This window comes from Streptomyces cyslabdanicus, from assembly GCF_052663305.1.
Window position 1 is genome coordinate 41,118 of sequence record NZ_JBQRUW010000067.1, and the last position, 15,850, is coordinate 56,967.

Below are 15,850 nucleotides of genomic sequence, written 5' to 3' on the forward strand. Positions count from 1 at the left end.
CAAGGATCACCATGCACGACCCCACACAGGTGCGAGGCTCCCATCACCACCACGACCACGACGAGTTCGTACGGCGCCCCGAGGACGGCGTGCTCCGAGTCGGCATCGCCGGGCCGGTCGGCTCGGGCAAGACCGCGCTGATCGAGGCGCTCGTCCCGGTGCTCATCGGGCGCGGCCGGACCCCCGCGGTGATCACCAACGACATCTACACCTCCGAGGACGCCGCCCACGTACGGCGCACCCTGGACGGGGTCCTCGACGCGGACCGCATCGTCGGCGTCGAGACCGGAGCCTGCCCGCACACGGCGGTCCGGGACGACCCGACGATGAACCAGGCCGCCGCCGACGAGATCCTGGAGCGCTTCCCGGACGTGGACACGCTGCTCTTCGAGAGCGGCGGCGACAACCTGACCCTCACCTTCAGCCCGGCACTCGTCGACCTCTTCCTGTTCGTGCTGGACACCGCCGAGGGCGACAAGATGCCGCGCAAGCGGGGCCCCGGTATCACCGAGTGCGAGCTGCTCGTCATCAACAAGATCGACATCGCCCAGTACGTCCGGTGCGACCTGGCCGTGATGGAATCCGACGCCCGCCAGGTCCGGCAGGGCCGACCGGTGGTGCTCACCAACTCCCTGACCGGAGAGGGCCTGGACACCATCGCCGACTTCCTCCTGTCGCACGAGGCGGCCCGGCGGACCGACCAGGAGCCGGCCTCCGCATGACCAAGGCGCCCGCGCGGCTGGAACCCGCACACTACGAACCCCGGCGGACACCGGCCCGGATGCTCGACCTCACCGGCACTCCGGACACCCTGGCCGCCGGGCGCCCCGGCAAGGTCGGCCTGCTCGAACTGCGCTACGCGCGGGTCGGCGACCGCACCGAACTCGTGGACCGCTACCAGAAGTCACCCCTGCAGATCATGCGCCCGCTGTACGTGGACCCGCTGCGGCCCGACCTGCCGGTGACCTATCTGATGTCCACCGGCGGCGGCATCGTCCAGGCCGACCGCAACCGCGTCGACATCGACTGCGGCCCCGGCACCGCGGTGCACCTGACGACGCAGGCCGCCACCAAACTGCACAAGATGGAGTTCGACCACGCCACCCAGGTCGTCAACCTCACCGCGGGAGCGGACAGCTACGTCGAGTACCTGCCCGACCCGCTGATCCCGTACCGGGACGCCCGCTTCTACCAGCACACCAGCGTGAGCCTCGACCCCACGGCCACGGTGCTGCTGGGCGAGACCATCGCCGCCGGCCGTCTGGCCCGGGGCGAACGGCACGCCTACCGCATGCTCTTCAGCGACCTGGAGATCACGCGGGGGGACGGCGAGTTGGTGGCCGTGGACACCGTCCGCCTGGATCCGGGCGAGCCCGGCTCGGTGACCGGCCCAGCGGTCTTCGCCGACCACGACCTGATGGCCACGCTCTACGCCGTCTCCCCGCTCGCCCCCGCGGCACGGATCGCCGACACCCTGCACGAGGCGCTGCGGACCACAGGCCTGGCCTTCGGCGTGAGCGTGCTGCCCGACGACTGCGGAGCGTGGGCGCGGATCCTCGGCAGCCACTCGCCGGCGGTGGCCCGCGCCCTGCACGCGGCCTGGGACGCCGTGCGCCGCCTGCTCATCGGTGTCCCCGCCCCCGACCTCCGCAAGACCTGACGGTTCTCCCGGCGCACATCCAGAGAACAGATCCCCTAAAGCGAAAACATCTGTTCGACAGTTGTCGAGCGGCGCCCGAGGATGTCTCGTGCGGTAGCACGGTCGACGCGGCACCGGGATGGGACTACCGCCTGAGGGGAGGCAATGGAATGCCGAGTGAAGAGACCGACGTGGTCGTCGTCGGTGCGGGCCAGGCAGGCGTGGCGATGAGCGAGCACCTGGGCGCCCACGGCGTACCGCACATCGTCCTGGAGCGGCACCGTGTCGCCGAGCGGTGGCGCTCGGAGCGGTGGGACTCCCTGGTGGCGAACGGGCCCGCGTGGCACGACCGGTTCCCGGGGCTGGAGTTCTCCGGCGTCGACCCCGACGGCTTCGCCTCCAAGGAGCAGGTCGCCGACTACCTCGCCACGTACGCCGAGAAGATCGGTGCCCCGATCCGCTGCGGTGTCGAGGTGACCTCGGTGCGCAGGCACACCGGCCGGCCGGGCTTCCGGGTCGAGACGTCGCAGGGCCCGATCGACGCGCGCTTCGTCGTGGCGGCGACCGGACCGTTCCAGCGGCCCGTGATCCCGCCCGTCGTCCCGGACGGCGCCGTCCCCGTGCAGATCCACTCCAGCGGGTACCGCAACCCGGAGCAGCTGCCCGAGGGCGCGGTCCTCGTGGTCGGGGCCGGCTCCTCGGGGGTGCAGATCGCCGACGAGCTGCGCCGCTCCGGTCGCCGGGTCCTCCTGTCCGTAGGGCCGCACGACCGTCCGCCCCGCTCGTACCGCGGACGGGACTTCTGCTGGTGGCTCGGCGTGCTCGGGATCTGGGACGCGCAGACGCCCCCGCGAGGCGCCGAGCACGTCACCATCGCGGTCAGCGGCGCCCGCGGCGGCCACACCGTGGACTTCCGCGCCCTGGCCGGCACGGGCATCGAACTCGTCGGCCTGACCGTGTCCCACGACGACGGCGTCCTGCGCTTCGCGCCGGACCTCGCCGCGAACATCGCGCTCGGTGACGCCAAGTACCTCGACTTCCTCCGGGCGGCCGACGAGTACGTCGAACGCAACGGGCTCGACCTCCCCGAGGAGCCGCAGGCCCACGTCCTCGGCCCGGACCCGGACTGCGTGACCGGCCCCCGCCTGGAACTCGACCTGGCCGAGGCGGGCGTCACCTCCATCGTCTGGGCGACGGGCTTCGCCACCGACTACGGCTGGCTCGAGGTCGACGCGTTCGACGAGAAGGGCCGGCCGGACCACCGACGCGGGATCTCCGCCGAGCCCGGCGTCTACTTCCTGGGCCTGCCCTGGCTGTCCCGCCGCGGATCGAGCTTCATCTGGGGTGTGTGGCACGACGCCCGGTACATCGCCGACCACATCACGACCCAGCGGGGCTACCTCGCGTACGGCACCACCGACCGGACCGGCGCCGCGCCGGCGACCCACGACAACTGAGGAGCAGACGATGACCTCCACGAGTGAGGGCCGCCGCGCGCAGGCCCCGATCGTCGCCGGCGAGCACACCCGGATCCGTCCGTTCAACACCCGCGACACCTATCCCGAGCAGAACCTCGACAACGACCTCTGCCAGGCGGTGGTCGCCGGCATCACGGTGTACGTGCGCGGCCAGATCGGCCAGGACCTCGACACCAGCGAGTCCGTGGGCATCGGCGACGCCGCCGCCCAGGCCGAGCAGGCGATGGCCAACATCGCGATGCTGCTGGAGGAGGCGGGCAGCCGCATCGAGCACCTGGTCAAGCTGACGGTCTATCTGGTCGACCCGCGCTACCGCGAGGCCGTGTACCGCACCGTGGGCCGCTGGACCAAGGGCGTGCACCCCATCTCCACCGGCCTGGTGGTCTCCGCGCTGGCCCGCCCCGAGTGGCTCTGCGAGATCGACGCGATCGCGGTGATCCCCGAGGAGGCGACGGCGTGACCTTCTCCCTGCTGGTCCGCGACGGCGGACGGTTCGGCATCGCGGTCAGCTCGTCGAGCCCGGCGGTCGCCGCCCGCGTCGCCCATCTGCGGCCCGGCGTCGGCGCTGCGGCCTCGCAGAACATCACCGATCCCACGCTCGGCCCGAGCCTGCTGGAACGGCTCGCCGAGCACGGCGACGCGGAGCGCGCCCTGACCGAGGTCACCGGCGCGGAGCGCACCGCGAAGACCATCGGCTACCGGCAGCTGACCGTGCTGGGCCGCTCGGGCCCCGGCTTCGTGCACAGCGGACCGCACACGCTGGGCACGTACGCGTCGGCCACCGCGGACGGCGCGGTCGCCGCGGGCAACATGCTGGCCGGGCGGCACGTCCCGGGCGTCCTGCTCGACGCCTACCTCGCGGCCGAGGGCGAACTGGAGGAGCGGCTGCTCGCCGCCCTGCGGGCCGCCGTCGCCGCCGGCGGCGAGGAGGGGCCCGTGCACTCCGCGGGCCTCGCGGTCGTCGCCGACGTGGACTGGCGGGTGACCGACCTGCGGGTGGACTGGGCCGAGGATCCCGTGGACCGGCTCGGCGAACTCCTCGACGTCTGGCTGCCGCAGCGCGACGACTACGTGCGGCGCGGACTCGATCCCGCCTCCGCTCCCTCCTACGGCGTGCCGGGCGACCGGTGAGCGGCGCCCTGAAGGAAGCCGCCCGCACTGCGGTGGACCGTCACGCCGAGCAACTCGTCGGCCTGTCCGAGCGGTTGCACGCCGACCCGGAGACCGCCTGGGAGGAACACCGGGCCGCGGCCGCCGTACCGGAACTGCTGGACCGCGCCGGGTTCGACGTCACCGCGTCCTACCTGGGCCTGGAGACGGCGTTCCACGCCCGGTTCGGCAGCGGGCCCGTCCGGATCGCGCTGTGCGCCGAGTACGACGCACTGCCGGGACTCGGCCACGCGTGCGGGCACAACCTCATCGCGGCGAGCTCGGTGGGCGCCGCGCTCGGCCTGGCCACCGTCGCCGACGACGCCGGCCTCACCGTCGAGGTCTACGGCACCCCGGCCGAGGAAGGCGGCGGCGGAAAGATCGAGATGCTCGACCGGGGCGCCTTCGCCGGAGTGGACCTCGCGATGATGGTGCATCCGGCGCCGGTCGACGTCGCCGAGGCCCGCCCGTTCGCGGTCAGCCACTCCCGGATCTCCTACACCGGCAAGTCCGCGCACGCCGCGGCCTATCCGGAGGCCGGGGTCAACGCGGCCGACGCCTTCACCGTCGCCCAGGTCGCGATCGGACTGCTGCGCCAGCAGCTGCCGGCCTCGGCCCGGGTGCACGGTGTGGTGACCCATGCCGGGGACGCCCCGAACGCCATCCCGGAGCGGTCGAGTGGCCGGTGGTACGTGCGGGCGGAGACGCTCGCCGAACTGGCCGAGCTGGAGCCACGGGTCGTACGGGCCTTCGAGGCCGGCGCCCTCGCGACCGGCTGCGAACTGGAGATCGAGCCGGAGAGCAAGCCGTACGCGGAGTTCCGCACGGACGAGAGGGCCCTCGGGCACTATCGCGCCAACGCCCTCGCCCTGGGCCGCGAGTTCGCGCCGCCCGGCCAGGCCGCGCGGATGAACCGCGCCTCCACGGACATGGGCAACGTCTCGCAGGTGGTGCCGGCCATCCACCCGTACATCGGCATCGGATCCCTGCCCGCCACCAACCACCAGCACGAGTTCGCCGCGTACTGCGTGGGCGCCAAGGCGCGGCGGGCCCTGCTCGACGGGGCGGTCGCGCTGGCCTGGACCGGCGTGGACCGCGGCGTGCCGGCCGGGGGAGCGGCGCCGTGACGGGGCCGGCCGCCGCCGTGGGCCGCGCCGGCCGGCGCACCCGACCGGGCGCGGCCGCATAGAGAGGCCCTAAGGTCGGCACCGATACGGAACACCAGGGGCAAGGGTCCACGTATGACGTCACCAGTGGGTTTCACGCTCGTTCAGCTCCGCTACTTCCTCGTCGCCGCCGAACGCGGTTCGATGACGGAGGCGTCGGCGGAGCTGCACATCGCGCAGTCCGCCGTGTCCTCGGCCATCCACAACCTGGAGCGGGATCTCCAGGCGCAGCTGTTCATCCGCCGGCGCGGCCGGGGGCTGACCCTCACACCCGCCGGTGAGAGGCTCCAGCAGCAGGCGCGGGATCTGCTGGCCCGCGCCCGCGAGGTCGAACAGGAGGCCAGGGGAGAGGGCGAGACGCTCTCCGGGCCGGTGGCCGTCGGCTGTTTCGTGACCCTGGCCCCCTACTATCTGCCGCACCTGTTCAGCGAGTGCACCCGGCGCTTTTCGGACATCGAGATCGACGTGGTGGAGGCGGAGACGGACCAGCTCGTCCACGCCCTGGCGGCGGGACGCGTCGACTTCGCCCTCACCTACCACCTGGGTCTGTCGGCCGAGCCGGACCTGCACAGCGAGACGATCGCCCGCGCCCCGGCCTACGTCATCGTCCCGGCCGACCACCCGCTGGCCGGTCAGGGCAGTGTGGAGCTGGCCGAACTGTCCGCGGAACCGCTCGTCCTGCTGGACCTTCCGCACAGCCGCGACTACTTCCGCGCGCTGGTGGCCGCCGCCGGCACCGCGCCCGACGTCCGCTACCGCACGCAGAGCTACGAGACCGTGCGCTCCCTGGTGGCCCGGGGGCTCGGCTACTCCGTCCTCAACCAGCGCCCGGCGACCAGCCAGACGTACGGCGGCGGAGAGATCGCGGAACTCGAGCTGCGGGACGCCTCCCCGCTCGAAGTCAGGATCGCCTCCGTGAAGGGCATGGCCCAGACCGCCCGCGCCCGGGCTGTGATGGGCCTGCTGCGGGAGATCGCCGCCCGGTCCACCGGGGCCTGAGCCGGTGGACACCCACCGGGGAAGAAGCCGGGCGGCCTTCATGACCTCGGCCTGACGTCCTCGGCCTCGACCTCACGGAGATCACCGAGGAGCAGCGGGCCCCGTCGGATGAGACGGCCGTTGTCGCAGTGCCGACGGCTCGTCGGGCTCCGGTTGCGCCCTGGCTACGGGCACCGCAGGCTGCCCCTATGGACCGCACCCCGGAAGCCGGCGCGCTTCCCGTTCTGGTGACGGGCGCGGCGGGCAGCGTCGGCGCCGTCGGACGATCCGTGGTCGAAGGCCTTCGGCAACGGGGCCTGCCCGTCCGGGCCATGGTGCGTCGCGACGACGAGCGGGCCCAGGCGCTGCGCGCGACGGGCGCCGAGGTCGTCGTCGGAGACCTGACGCGCGCGGGCGACGTCGCCGACGCGCTGGCCGGCTGCGGACGTATGTACTTCGGCATGGGCGTGTCGGCGCAGTATCTGGAGGCTGCCGTGACGACGGCGGCCGTCGCGCGCGCGTACGGACGCCTGGAAGCGTTCGTGAACATGTCACAGCTGACGGTCTCCGAGATGGACCTCACCAGCACCTCCGAGTCGGTCCAGCAGCGCCAGCAGTGGCTGGTCGAGCAGGTCCTCGACTGGTCGGGCCTGCCCGTCGTCCAGATCAGGCCCACCGTGTTCATGGAGAACCCGCTGTTCCGTGTCGGCTTCTCCTCTATTGCGAAGAACGGAAGCATCAGACTGCCCTTCGGCCGGGCCAAGACCTCCCCTGTGGCGGCCGGGGACGTCGCCGCGGTCGTGGAGGAGATCCTGGCCGACTCCGCCCCGCACATCGGCCGGATCTATGAGCTGACCGGGCCGCGCTCGGAGGACATCGCCGCCATGGCGGCGGAGGTCTCCGCGGTTCTGGGCCGGCCGGTCGAGTACACCGACGTCCCCCTGCAGGAATGGATCGAGGACGATCTCAAGCCGCTCGGCTTGCCCGACCACGTCTTCCAGCACATCTCCACCATGGCTCGCCTGCACGCGGAGAATCGCTACGACCGCAAGGCGGACGGGGTCGCGCAGGTCACCGGGCGGCCTCCTCGGGGGGTGGCCGACTACGTCCGTGAGAACCCCGGCCTGTTCAGCTCCTGAAGCCGCGTCCTGTCGTGCCGTGTCCGCCGTGTCCGACGTTGCGGCCTGACTGCCGGAGGCGCCGGCCGACCATCGTGCACGTTCCGCGGTGCGGTCAGCGGGGAACTGCTGCGGGGCGTCTGCTGACGCCCGGCCAGACCCACGCATACCCGCGTGCAGGCCGGTCTAGAGATCGGCGCAGCCCGTCACCGCCCGGGCATGGGCCAGAATCAGCTCACGGGCCCGGTCGAGGTGCAGAGCCGCGTTGCGGCTGACGATGTGCAGACCGTAGCCGTCCTCCAAGGCCACCAGCCCGTGCGCCAGGTCGTGCGCTGACGCGGCGAGGGAGAACACGCCGGTCGCGGCGCCGACTTCGAGGGCGGTCGTGTAGAGAGCGACCTCCCGGGCGAAGAGGGAGGTCATCAGCTCGGCGTGGCCCGGGCTGCGGCCGGCGCGCCGGTGCAGTTCGTACAGCAGCCCGTGCACCGGGTCGTCCGTCATGGTCGGCAGACCGCTGTGCAGCAGGGCCCGCAGCCGTGCCGCGGGATCTTCGGCGGGTGCCTCGTCGTAGGCCCGCTGCCGAGAGGCCAGGTAGCCCTCCACCGCGCCTCGGTGCACCTCCAGCACGAGGTCGTCGAGCTCGGGGTAGTAGTACAGGACCGAGCCCTGGGAGACGCCCGCCGCGTCCGCGATGTCCTTGATGCGCAGGCCTTCGAGGCCGCGCTCCGCGATGGCCCGTCCCGCGGCGGAGACGAGGGCCTGCCTGCGTGCCGTCTGGTTGCGTGGTCTACCCGCTTTGCTCATGGTGGCCCATTCTCTGATGCCCGTCTCAGTTTCCGCAAGAAGGTTCAGTCCGAAGCATTGACGGCTGGTTCACCTATTGTTTGAATCTCGACTCAAAGAAGTCGGCGCAGGCACTCGCTGCCGAGCCGCCCGCCCTGTCGCGCCCGTCGTTCTCGTCCCTCACCCCTGGGGCGCCCCGGGCCGCACCTGATCCGAACGGGCACCGGTTCGCCCACGTCCCACGACGCAATCGAAGGCCACAGCATGCAGACGTACGCCCACTGGCGGCAGCGCGCCGCCGACCTCACGCCACGCACGCTCCTGTTCATCGACGGGGCGTGGACCGATCCCGACGGCGACCAGTGGATCGACACGGTGAACCCCGCGACCGGCAAGACCACCGCCCAGGTGGCGGCCGGCTCGGCATCCGACGTCGACCGGGCCGTCACCGCGGCCCGCACCTCCTTCGAGGACGGCCGCTGGTCGCGCACCGCGCCCGCGGAGCGCAAGCGGGTCCTGCTCGCCCTGGCCCGCCTCATCGAGGAGAACAGCGAGGAACTCGCCCTCTGCGACACACTCGACATGGGCAAGCCCATCGCGGAGTCCCACGGCACCGACGTGCCCGGCGCGGCCGGCGTCTTCGCCTGGTACGCGGAGGCCGTCGACAAGCTCTACGACGAGGTCGCCCCGGCCCCGCCCGGCAACCTCGCCCTCGTGCGCCGCGCCCCGCTGGGCGTCGTGGGCGCGGTGGTGCCCTGGAACTTCCCCCTCGACATCGCCAGTTGGAAGCTGGCGCCCGCCCTGGCCGCGGGCAACAGCGTGGTGCTGAAGCCGGCCGAGCAGTCCCCGCTGTCGGCGCTGCTGCTGGCCGAACTCGCCTCGCGGGCCGGCCTTCCCGACGGAGTGCTGAACGTCGTCCCCGGACCGGGGGAGACGACCGGGCGCGCTCTCGGCCTCCACCCGGACGTGGACACCCTGGCCTTCACCGGCTCCACCGCCGTGGCCCGCCGGTTCCTCGCCTACGCGGCCGAGTCGAACATGAAGCAGGTGTGGCCCGAGGCCGGCGGCAAGAGCCCCAACGTGGTCTTCGCCGACGCCGACCTGGAGGCCGCCGCGGAACGCGCCGCCTGGGGCTTCGTCTACAACTCGGGCCAGGTGTGCTCCGCCAACACGCGGCTGCTGGTCGAGGCCTGTGTCGCCGAGGAGTTCACGGCCAGGGTCGCCGCACACGCCCGCACCTGGTTGCCGGGCGACCCGCTCGACCCCGCCACCCGCCTCGGACCGCTCGTCGACGAGGCCCAGGCCGAACGTGTCCTCCGGGCCGTGCGGTCGTCGGGCGGCACGCTCGTGTGCGGTGGCACGCGACCCGACCGCGACGGCGCCTACCTCGACCCCACCGTCGTCACCGGCCTCGCACCCGACGCGCCCCTCGTCCGGGAGGAACTGTTCGGGCCCGTGCTGACCGTGCTGCCCTTCCACGGCGAGGACGAGGCGGTCCGCCTCGCCAACGACTCCGCCTACGGACTGGCCGCCTCCGTGTGGACCCGGGACCTCGGCCGGGCCCACCGCGTCGCCGACGCCCTCCGGGCGGGCACCGTGTCCGTCAACACCGTCGACGCGCTCAGCCCGTTCACACCCTTCGGCGGGTTCAAGCAGTCCGGCCACGGCCGCGACCTCTCCCTGCACTCCTTCGACAAGTACACCGGCCTGAAGACGACCTGGATCGCCCACAGCTGACCGCGCCGGCGCCGGCGGGCACAGCCTCGCCCGAGCGGCCGAACCCACCGTCGGCGGGCCTGCCGGCCACCACACCCACCATCGGTACCGAGCAAAGGACGTACCCGTCATGACCCGCACCACCGCGGACCTCACCCAGCTGGACCGAGCCCACATCATCCACCCCTACCTGCCGGGCAGCGCCGCGGAGCGCGTCGTCATGACCTCCGGCTCCGGCTGCCGCCTCACCGACTCCGAGGGCCGCGGCTACCTCGACGCCACCGGAGGCCTCTGGCTCGCCCAGGTCGGCCACGGCCGCGCGGAACTGGCCGACGTCGCCCACGAGCAGATGAAGAAGCTGGAGTACTTCACCAGCTTCTGGGAGTTCTCCAACGAGCGCGCGATCGAACTCGCCGCACGCCTGGCCTCCCTCGCCCCCGACCCGCTGAACCACGTCTACTTCACCTCGGGCGGCTCCGAGGGCAACGAGGCCGCCATCAAGATGGCCCGGTACTACCACCACCGGCGCGGGGAGGGCAGCCGGACCTGGATCCTGGCGCGCAGCAAGGCCTACCACGGCATCGGCTACGGCGGCGGCTCGGCCACCGGCTTCCCCGTCTACCACGAGGGCTTCGCCCCGATGATGCCGCACGTCTCCCACCTCACGCCCCCGTGGCCTTACCGCTCCGAGCTCTACGGCGACCAGCCGCTGACCCCCGAGCAGGTCACCGACTTCCTCGTCCGCGAACTGGAGGAGCGCATCGCGGAGATCGGCCCGCAGAACATCGCCGCGATGATCGGCGAGCCCATCATGGGCGTCGGCGGCATGCTCGTCCCGCCGGCCGACTACTGGCCCCGGGTGCACGAGGTCCTCGACCGGCACGGCATCCTGCTGATCTTCGACGAGGTGGTCACCGCCTACGGCCGCGTCGGCGAGTGGTTCGCCGCCCAGTACTTCGGCGTCACCCCGGACATCATCGTCACCGCCAAGGGCATCACCTCCGGCTACATCCCGCTCGGCGCCCTCCTGGTCGGCGACCACGTCGCCGAGGTCCTGCTGCGCGAGCACGGCTTCCCCATGGGCTACACCTACAACGGCCACCCGGTCGCCACCGCCGTCGCCACCGCCAACCTCGACCTCATCGAGAAGGAGGGCCTCCTCGCCCGCGCGACGAGCCTGGGCGCCTACCTGCACGGCGAACTCGAGGCCCAGCTGGGCGAGTTGCCGATCGTCGGCGAAATCCGCTCCGTCGGCATGATGCTCGCCGTCGAACTCGTCCAGGACCGCGCCACCCGCGCCCCCCTGCCCCTGAACCCCGACCGGATGCCCCACGACGTCATCCGCCGCGAGACCGGCGTGATCGTACGCGACTCCGCACACAGCCTGGTGCTGTCGCCGCCGCTCATCATGACCGAGGCGGAGGCCGGGGAAGTGGCCTCGGCGCTGCGCGGCGTCCTGGAGCGCACCGAGCCCACCGGCGAGATCCGCGCCGCCTGACGCCCTCGGGGGGAGGCCCGGCCCAGCGACCGGGCCTCCTCGCCCGGCCAAGCCCCACCCGACACGGACCCCATGCCGTCAAGGCGCCCCGCACGCGCCCCCTCGCAGTTACTTCTCTCCCTCCTAGGAACTGCCCGTGTCCTCCCACCTCTCGACGACCGGACCACGCACGTCCCAGCCCGCGACCGGCGGCCTGCAGCGCAGTCTCAAGCGCTTCGACATCACCGCCATGGCCATCGCCGCGGTCATCTCCTTCGACACCGTCGGGCAGATCGCCACCGGCGGCGGCCAGGCCGCCACCTGGACGGCGGCCATGGCTCTCCTCTTCCTCGTCCCCTACGCCCTGCTGTTCGCCGAGACCGGCGCCGCGTTCCCCCAGGAAGGCGGCCCGTACGTCTGGGTCAAGCTCGCCCTCGGCCGCCCGGCGGCCGCGCTCACGACCCTCATGTACTGGGTCACCAACCCCATCTGGCTGGGCGGCTCCCTGGTCTTCCTCGCCGCACAGACCTGGGACGGCTTCGTCTTCCACCTGGGCTCGGGCACGGTGGCCGACTACACCTTCAAGCTGCTGTTCGTCTGGATCGCCATTCTCACGGCCGTCGTCTCCCTGCGCCGCGGCAAATGGATCACCACCGCGGGCGCGGCGATGAAGGTCCTCGCCCTCACCGTGTTCACCCTCACGGCCGTGCTCTACGGGCTGCGGCACGGCTTCCACGGCCTGGCCGACACCAGCTTCACCCCGACGACCGCCGGCTTCCTCGCCGTGGTACCGATCCTGTTGTTCGCCTACGTCGGCTTCGAGGCGCCCAACGCCGCCGGTGAGGAGATGCACAACCCCCAGCGCGACGTGCCCGCCGCGCTCGGACGCTCCGCCGCCGTCGCCGCCTGCTGCTATCTGCTGCCGGTCCTCGCCCTCCTGGCCGTCGTACCCAAGCAGCAGGTCACCGGCATCGGCGGCTTCATGGAGGGCGCCCGCCTCGTCTTCGGCGTCTACGGCGGCGCGGCCGGCCCCCTGCTGAAGCTCACCGCCGTCATGTTCGTCTTCGCCCTGCTCACCCAGGGCAGCGCCTGGATGATCGTCAGCGACCGCATGCAGGCCATGGCCGCCGCCGACGGGGGCTTCTTCACCCGCGCCCTCGGCGCCTTCCACCCGCGGCTCGGCACGCCGGTGCGCACCAACCTGCTCTCCGGAGCCGTGGCCACGGTGTTCATGCTCGCCGCCATGCGGCTCGCAGGCGGCGACGCGGCCGACGTGTTCGCGGTGGTGCTCACCGTCGCGGTCACCACCCTGCTGCTGTCCTACCTGGTCGTCATCCCCGCGCTCGTCCTGCTGCGGACCCGCCGGCCGGACGTACCGCGGCCCTACAGCGTCCCCTTCGGCGACCGCGGCTTCATGCTCTGCGCGGTACTCGTCTACGCCTGGATCCTGATCGGGTCGTGGTCGGCGCTCTTCCCCGGAGTCCTGGAACAGCTCTTCGGCATCGACTACGTCTTCCACGACGTCTGGGGCGTGTCCCGTACCTCGTTCGAGGCCTTCACCCTCGGCACCGTCGCCCTCCTGCTCGTCGTCGGCGCCGTCGGTGTCGCGGTGGCCCGCCGCGAGGACGCCGCACGGGGCATGGTCGATTCCTAGTGCCGCGGCGGGGCAAATGTTGCCTGTCGCGGCACTGGCCCCTGCGCGGGTGCCGGTCCCCGTACCCGCGTGCGGCGAGCCACCGGTGGGTGACTCGCCGCACGCACGTGCCGTTCGGGCCGGTCGTCCGTTCCCGGTCAGGGGAACTGGACCACCTTGGACGGCACGGTGGCCGTTCCCGAGGTGGGCGCGCCGGTGTCGTTGACGACATGGGCGTACTGGCCCTGGCCGCCCAGGGAGATCACCAGAATGTCGTGCAGCGCGATGCCGGGCCTGACCGGCACCTGGAATCCGTGGGCCTGCACGATCGTCGGGTCGGCCGTGAAGTTGCAGTAGCTGCCCAGGCCCCAGGCCTCGTGGGTGCCGACCGAGTCGGCGACCTTGTAGGCCGCGTAGCCGACGATGCCGTCGTGGGTGATGGCGGCGGCGTTCGGCACGTCGTAGGCCTTCTCGTTCTGGAAGAAGATCGTCCGGCCGCGTTCTCCGTTCCAGTACACGTCGTACTTGTTGTAGTGCTCGACGAACAGGCCCGTGGCGAGGACATCGTTGCCGTTGACCCACAGGCCGTAGTCGGCCCGGTTGGTGTTCCAGCCGACGCCGCTGCCGTGGTCCGCGCGCCACAGCCAGGTGTGGTCGATGACGACGTTGTTGCTGTTGACCACGATCGAGTTGGTCGCGAGGCCGGGGCCCGCGCCGCCGATGCGGACGAACACGTCCTGCACCGTGGTCGGGTCGGCGGCGTGGTCGGCGGATGAGCCGGGCTGGCCGACCCGCAGGAGCGTGTCCGAGTTGACCGTGCCCGCGTCGATCAGGAACCCGGCGAGCCGGACGCCGTCGACGTCGGCGACGTGCATCGCGTCGACGCCGTTGTCGGGCACGAGCGTGGCGAGGCCCAGCCCGAGCACCACGGTGTCCGCGCGGGTGACGTCGATGGTCCGGTCGAGGTGGTAGACACCGGGCGTGAACAGGAGGTTGAGCCCCTGGGACAGTGCCTGGTTGATGGTGGCGGCGGTCGCACCAGGCTTGACCACGTAGAACTGGTCGAGCGGCAGGGAGGTGCCCGCGTTGGCCGGCCACGACACGCCGCGCGCGTTGGTGCGCTTGGCCGGCACGAAGACCTTGTAGGTGCTGCCGTCGAGGTAGAGGAACGGCTTCTCGCGCGAGACCGGCGTGGTGTCGAGCGTGGTGTACGAGCCGGTGGCGAAGTCGGTCGCCGGCGCGCCCTGCACTCCGGTGAACGTCATGTTCCACACGCCGTTGGTCCAGCCGCCCACCGAGCTGTCGCGGGTGTACCACTGCTGCTGGGAGTAGGGGCCGACGGTGCCGTCGATCTTCGAGTCGGCGATGTACCCGCCGGAGGCCCAGCCGTATCCGTTCGGGGCGAGGTTGAGGCCGCCCTGGACGTGGATGCGCCGGAACGGCGCCGCCTGCGCGACGGCCCACCGGTCGTCGCCGTTCGACGGCCTGATGGCGAGGTTCTCCGCCGAACGCCAGAAGTTCTGGGTGGCGTTGCCGTTGAACCAGCCCGCGTCGACGGTGACGTCACCATTGATCTGGGTGTCGTCGGGGTTGAGGCCGAGCCCGGAGATCGAGGTGTAGAAGCCGATCTGGGCGTTGATCCCGTTGTAGGTGCCCGGCTTGAGCAGGAACTGGTAGCGGCCGGTGCCGAACTGGTTGGACTCCTGCTGGGCGAAGACCTGGTCGAACTTCTGCTGGAGGCCGGGGGTGGAGGGGTCGACGACGATGACGTTCGGACCCAGGTCGCCGCCGCCCTGGACCGGCGGGGTGCCGCCGTCGTCGGACGACTCGGTGTGGACGGCGACCTCCCAGAGCGAGTAGCCGTAGTCGGTCGCGCGGGACGTGCCGTGGACGCGCAGGTAGCGGCCCGAGCCGCTGACGTCGTAGGAGGCGGTGCCGCCGGTCGCGCCGGTGACGCTCTTCAGCGTGGTCCAGCTCTGGCCGTCGGCGGACGCCTGGATCTGGAACTCCTTGGCGTAGGCGGTCTCCCAGGTCAGGTCCACCCGGCACAGGTTCTGGACCGATCCGAGGTCGACCTGCACCCACTGCGGGTCCGAGAAGGCGCTGGACCAGCGGGTGCCCGGGTCGCCGTCGAAGGCGGCGGAGGCCGGGGTGCCGGCGCTCTCGGTGGAGGAGGCCGACGCGGGCCTGCCCAGGGCGGCGTTGCCGGTGCCGCAGGCGGCGGCGACACCGGCGCTCCGGTCGGACGCCGGCGTGGCGGTCCTGCCCTGGGACGGTGAAGTCCCGGCCGCGGCGGCGACCGAAGGATGGATGGCGGGAAGGGCGACGAGCGCTGCCACTGCGGCGAGCGCGACACCCAGGGATCTGAGTCTCATACGGCTCCCTGCGGGTGCGATGGGTGAGTGTTCGCGAGGAGGGCGGGGCGGCGTACAGCGCGTCGCAAGCTCAACTTCAGTCCTGCGCGGCTTAGTTCACATCTTGATTTAACTGATGATGCCGGAGGGTGGGCAAGCCCCCGGACACGGGAATCTTTTCAAGCGTTGACGACGCCGGTGCCCGCCGCAGGTGGGGTGGTGTTCAGGAAGTGAGGCCGGCGGGACAGAGCTGATCCTTCTGTGGCATGCCTTGACACTCACGCGTCAAGGCCTCAACACTCCCAGGGCGGGAGAGCGTCTGCCCACCGCCGTCGAGGACCGTGACACCCCGTCAGGCC

13 protein-coding genes are annotated in these 15,850 nt (G+C 71.9%); 11 read left to right on the forward strand and 2 right to left on the reverse strand.

What is annotated here, in order from left to right; genetic code table 11:
- The first annotated feature begins 11 nt into the window (after positions 1 to 11).
- The 8 genes from ureG to ACTYVM_RS33590 all read left to right on the forward strand — a co-directional run bounded on the left by ureG (position 12) and on the right by ACTYVM_RS33590 (position 7,549).
- Positions 12 to 722, forward strand: coding sequence for an urease accessory protein UreG (ureG, locus tag ACTYVM_RS33555; protein ID WP_445529593.1), 711 nt, complete (start codon positions 12 to 14; stop codon positions 720 to 722).
- Positions 719 to 1,660 carry an urease accessory protein UreD gene (locus tag ACTYVM_RS33560; RefSeq protein ID WP_445529594.1) on the forward strand — a complete coding sequence of 314 codons (942 nt, stop codon included), beginning with the start codon at positions 719 to 721 and terminating at the stop codon, positions 1,658 to 1,660. Before ureG ends, ACTYVM_RS33560 begins: the two co-directional genes overlap by 4 nt.
- 149 nt (positions 1,661 to 1,809) lie before the next feature.
- Entirely contained in the window at positions 1,810 to 3,096 is a 1,287-nt protein-coding gene (locus ACTYVM_RS33565) for a flavin-containing monooxygenase (protein ID WP_445529595.1), read from the forward strand.
- A 10-nt stretch (positions 3,097 to 3,106) separates the two neighbouring features.
- Positions 3,107 to 3,577, forward strand: a complete 471-nt coding sequence (locus ACTYVM_RS33570) for a RidA family protein (RefSeq protein WP_445529596.1) — start codon at positions 3,107 to 3,109, stop codon at positions 3,575 to 3,577.
- The gene (locus tag ACTYVM_RS33575) at positions 3,574 to 4,248 is read left to right on the forward strand and encodes a DUF1028 domain-containing protein (protein WP_445529597.1); all 675 of its coding nucleotides are present in this window, start codon (positions 3,574 to 3,576) and stop codon (positions 4,246 to 4,248) included. The genes ACTYVM_RS33570 and ACTYVM_RS33575 overlap by 4 nt, the downstream gene beginning before the upstream one ends.
- Positions 4,245 to 5,393, forward strand: a complete 1,149-nt coding sequence (locus ACTYVM_RS33580) for a M20 family metallopeptidase (RefSeq protein WP_445529598.1) — start codon at positions 4,245 to 4,247, stop codon at positions 5,391 to 5,393. Before ACTYVM_RS33575 ends, ACTYVM_RS33580 begins: the two co-directional genes overlap by 4 nt.
- Positions 5,394 to 5,507: 114 nt before the next feature.
- Complete coding sequence (locus ACTYVM_RS33585) at positions 5,508 to 6,431, forward strand: LysR family transcriptional regulator (protein ID WP_445529599.1); 924 nt, start codon at positions 5,508 to 5,510, stop codon at positions 6,429 to 6,431.
- 188 nt (positions 6,432 to 6,619) lie between these two features.
- Complete coding sequence (locus ACTYVM_RS33590) at positions 6,620 to 7,549, forward strand: NmrA family NAD(P)-binding protein (protein WP_445529600.1); 930 nt, start codon at positions 6,620 to 6,622, stop codon at positions 7,547 to 7,549.
- 165 nt (positions 7,550 to 7,714) lie between these two features.
- On the opposite strand, the gene ACTYVM_RS33595 is transcribed toward ACTYVM_RS33590, so the two are convergent.
- Entirely contained in the window at positions 7,715 to 8,332 is a 618-nt protein-coding gene (locus ACTYVM_RS33595) for a TetR/AcrR family transcriptional regulator (RefSeq protein WP_445529601.1), read from the reverse strand.
- Between the two features lie 243 nt (positions 8,333 to 8,575).
- On the opposite strand from ACTYVM_RS33595, the gene ACTYVM_RS33600 reads away from it, so the two are divergent.
- From ACTYVM_RS33600 to ACTYVM_RS33610, 3 genes are all read left to right on the forward strand, one after another.
- Complete coding sequence (locus tag ACTYVM_RS33600) at positions 8,576 to 10,048, forward strand: aldehyde dehydrogenase (protein ID WP_445529602.1); 1,473 nt, start codon at positions 8,576 to 8,578, stop codon at positions 10,046 to 10,048.
- 109 nt (positions 10,049 to 10,157) lie between these two features.
- On the forward strand, positions 10,158 to 11,525 hold the full coding sequence (locus ACTYVM_RS33605; RefSeq protein ID WP_445529603.1) for an aminotransferase family protein: 1,368 nt from the start codon (positions 10,158 to 10,160) through the stop codon (positions 11,523 to 11,525).
- A 136-nt stretch (positions 11,526 to 11,661) separates the two neighbouring features.
- Positions 11,662 to 13,158 carry an APC family permease gene (locus ACTYVM_RS33610; protein ID WP_445529604.1) on the forward strand — a complete coding sequence of 499 codons (1,497 nt, stop codon included), beginning with the start codon at positions 11,662 to 11,664 and terminating at the stop codon, positions 13,156 to 13,158.
- Between the two features lie 137 nt (positions 13,159 to 13,295).
- On the opposite strand, the gene ACTYVM_RS33615 is transcribed toward ACTYVM_RS33610, so the two are convergent.
- Positions 13,296 to 15,512 (reverse strand): pectate lyase-like domain-containing protein, encoded by a 2,217-nt coding sequence (locus ACTYVM_RS33615; protein ID WP_445529605.1) that lies wholly within the window; start codon positions 15,510 to 15,512, stop codon positions 13,296 to 13,298.
- Positions 15,513 to 15,850: the final 338 nt, after the last annotated feature.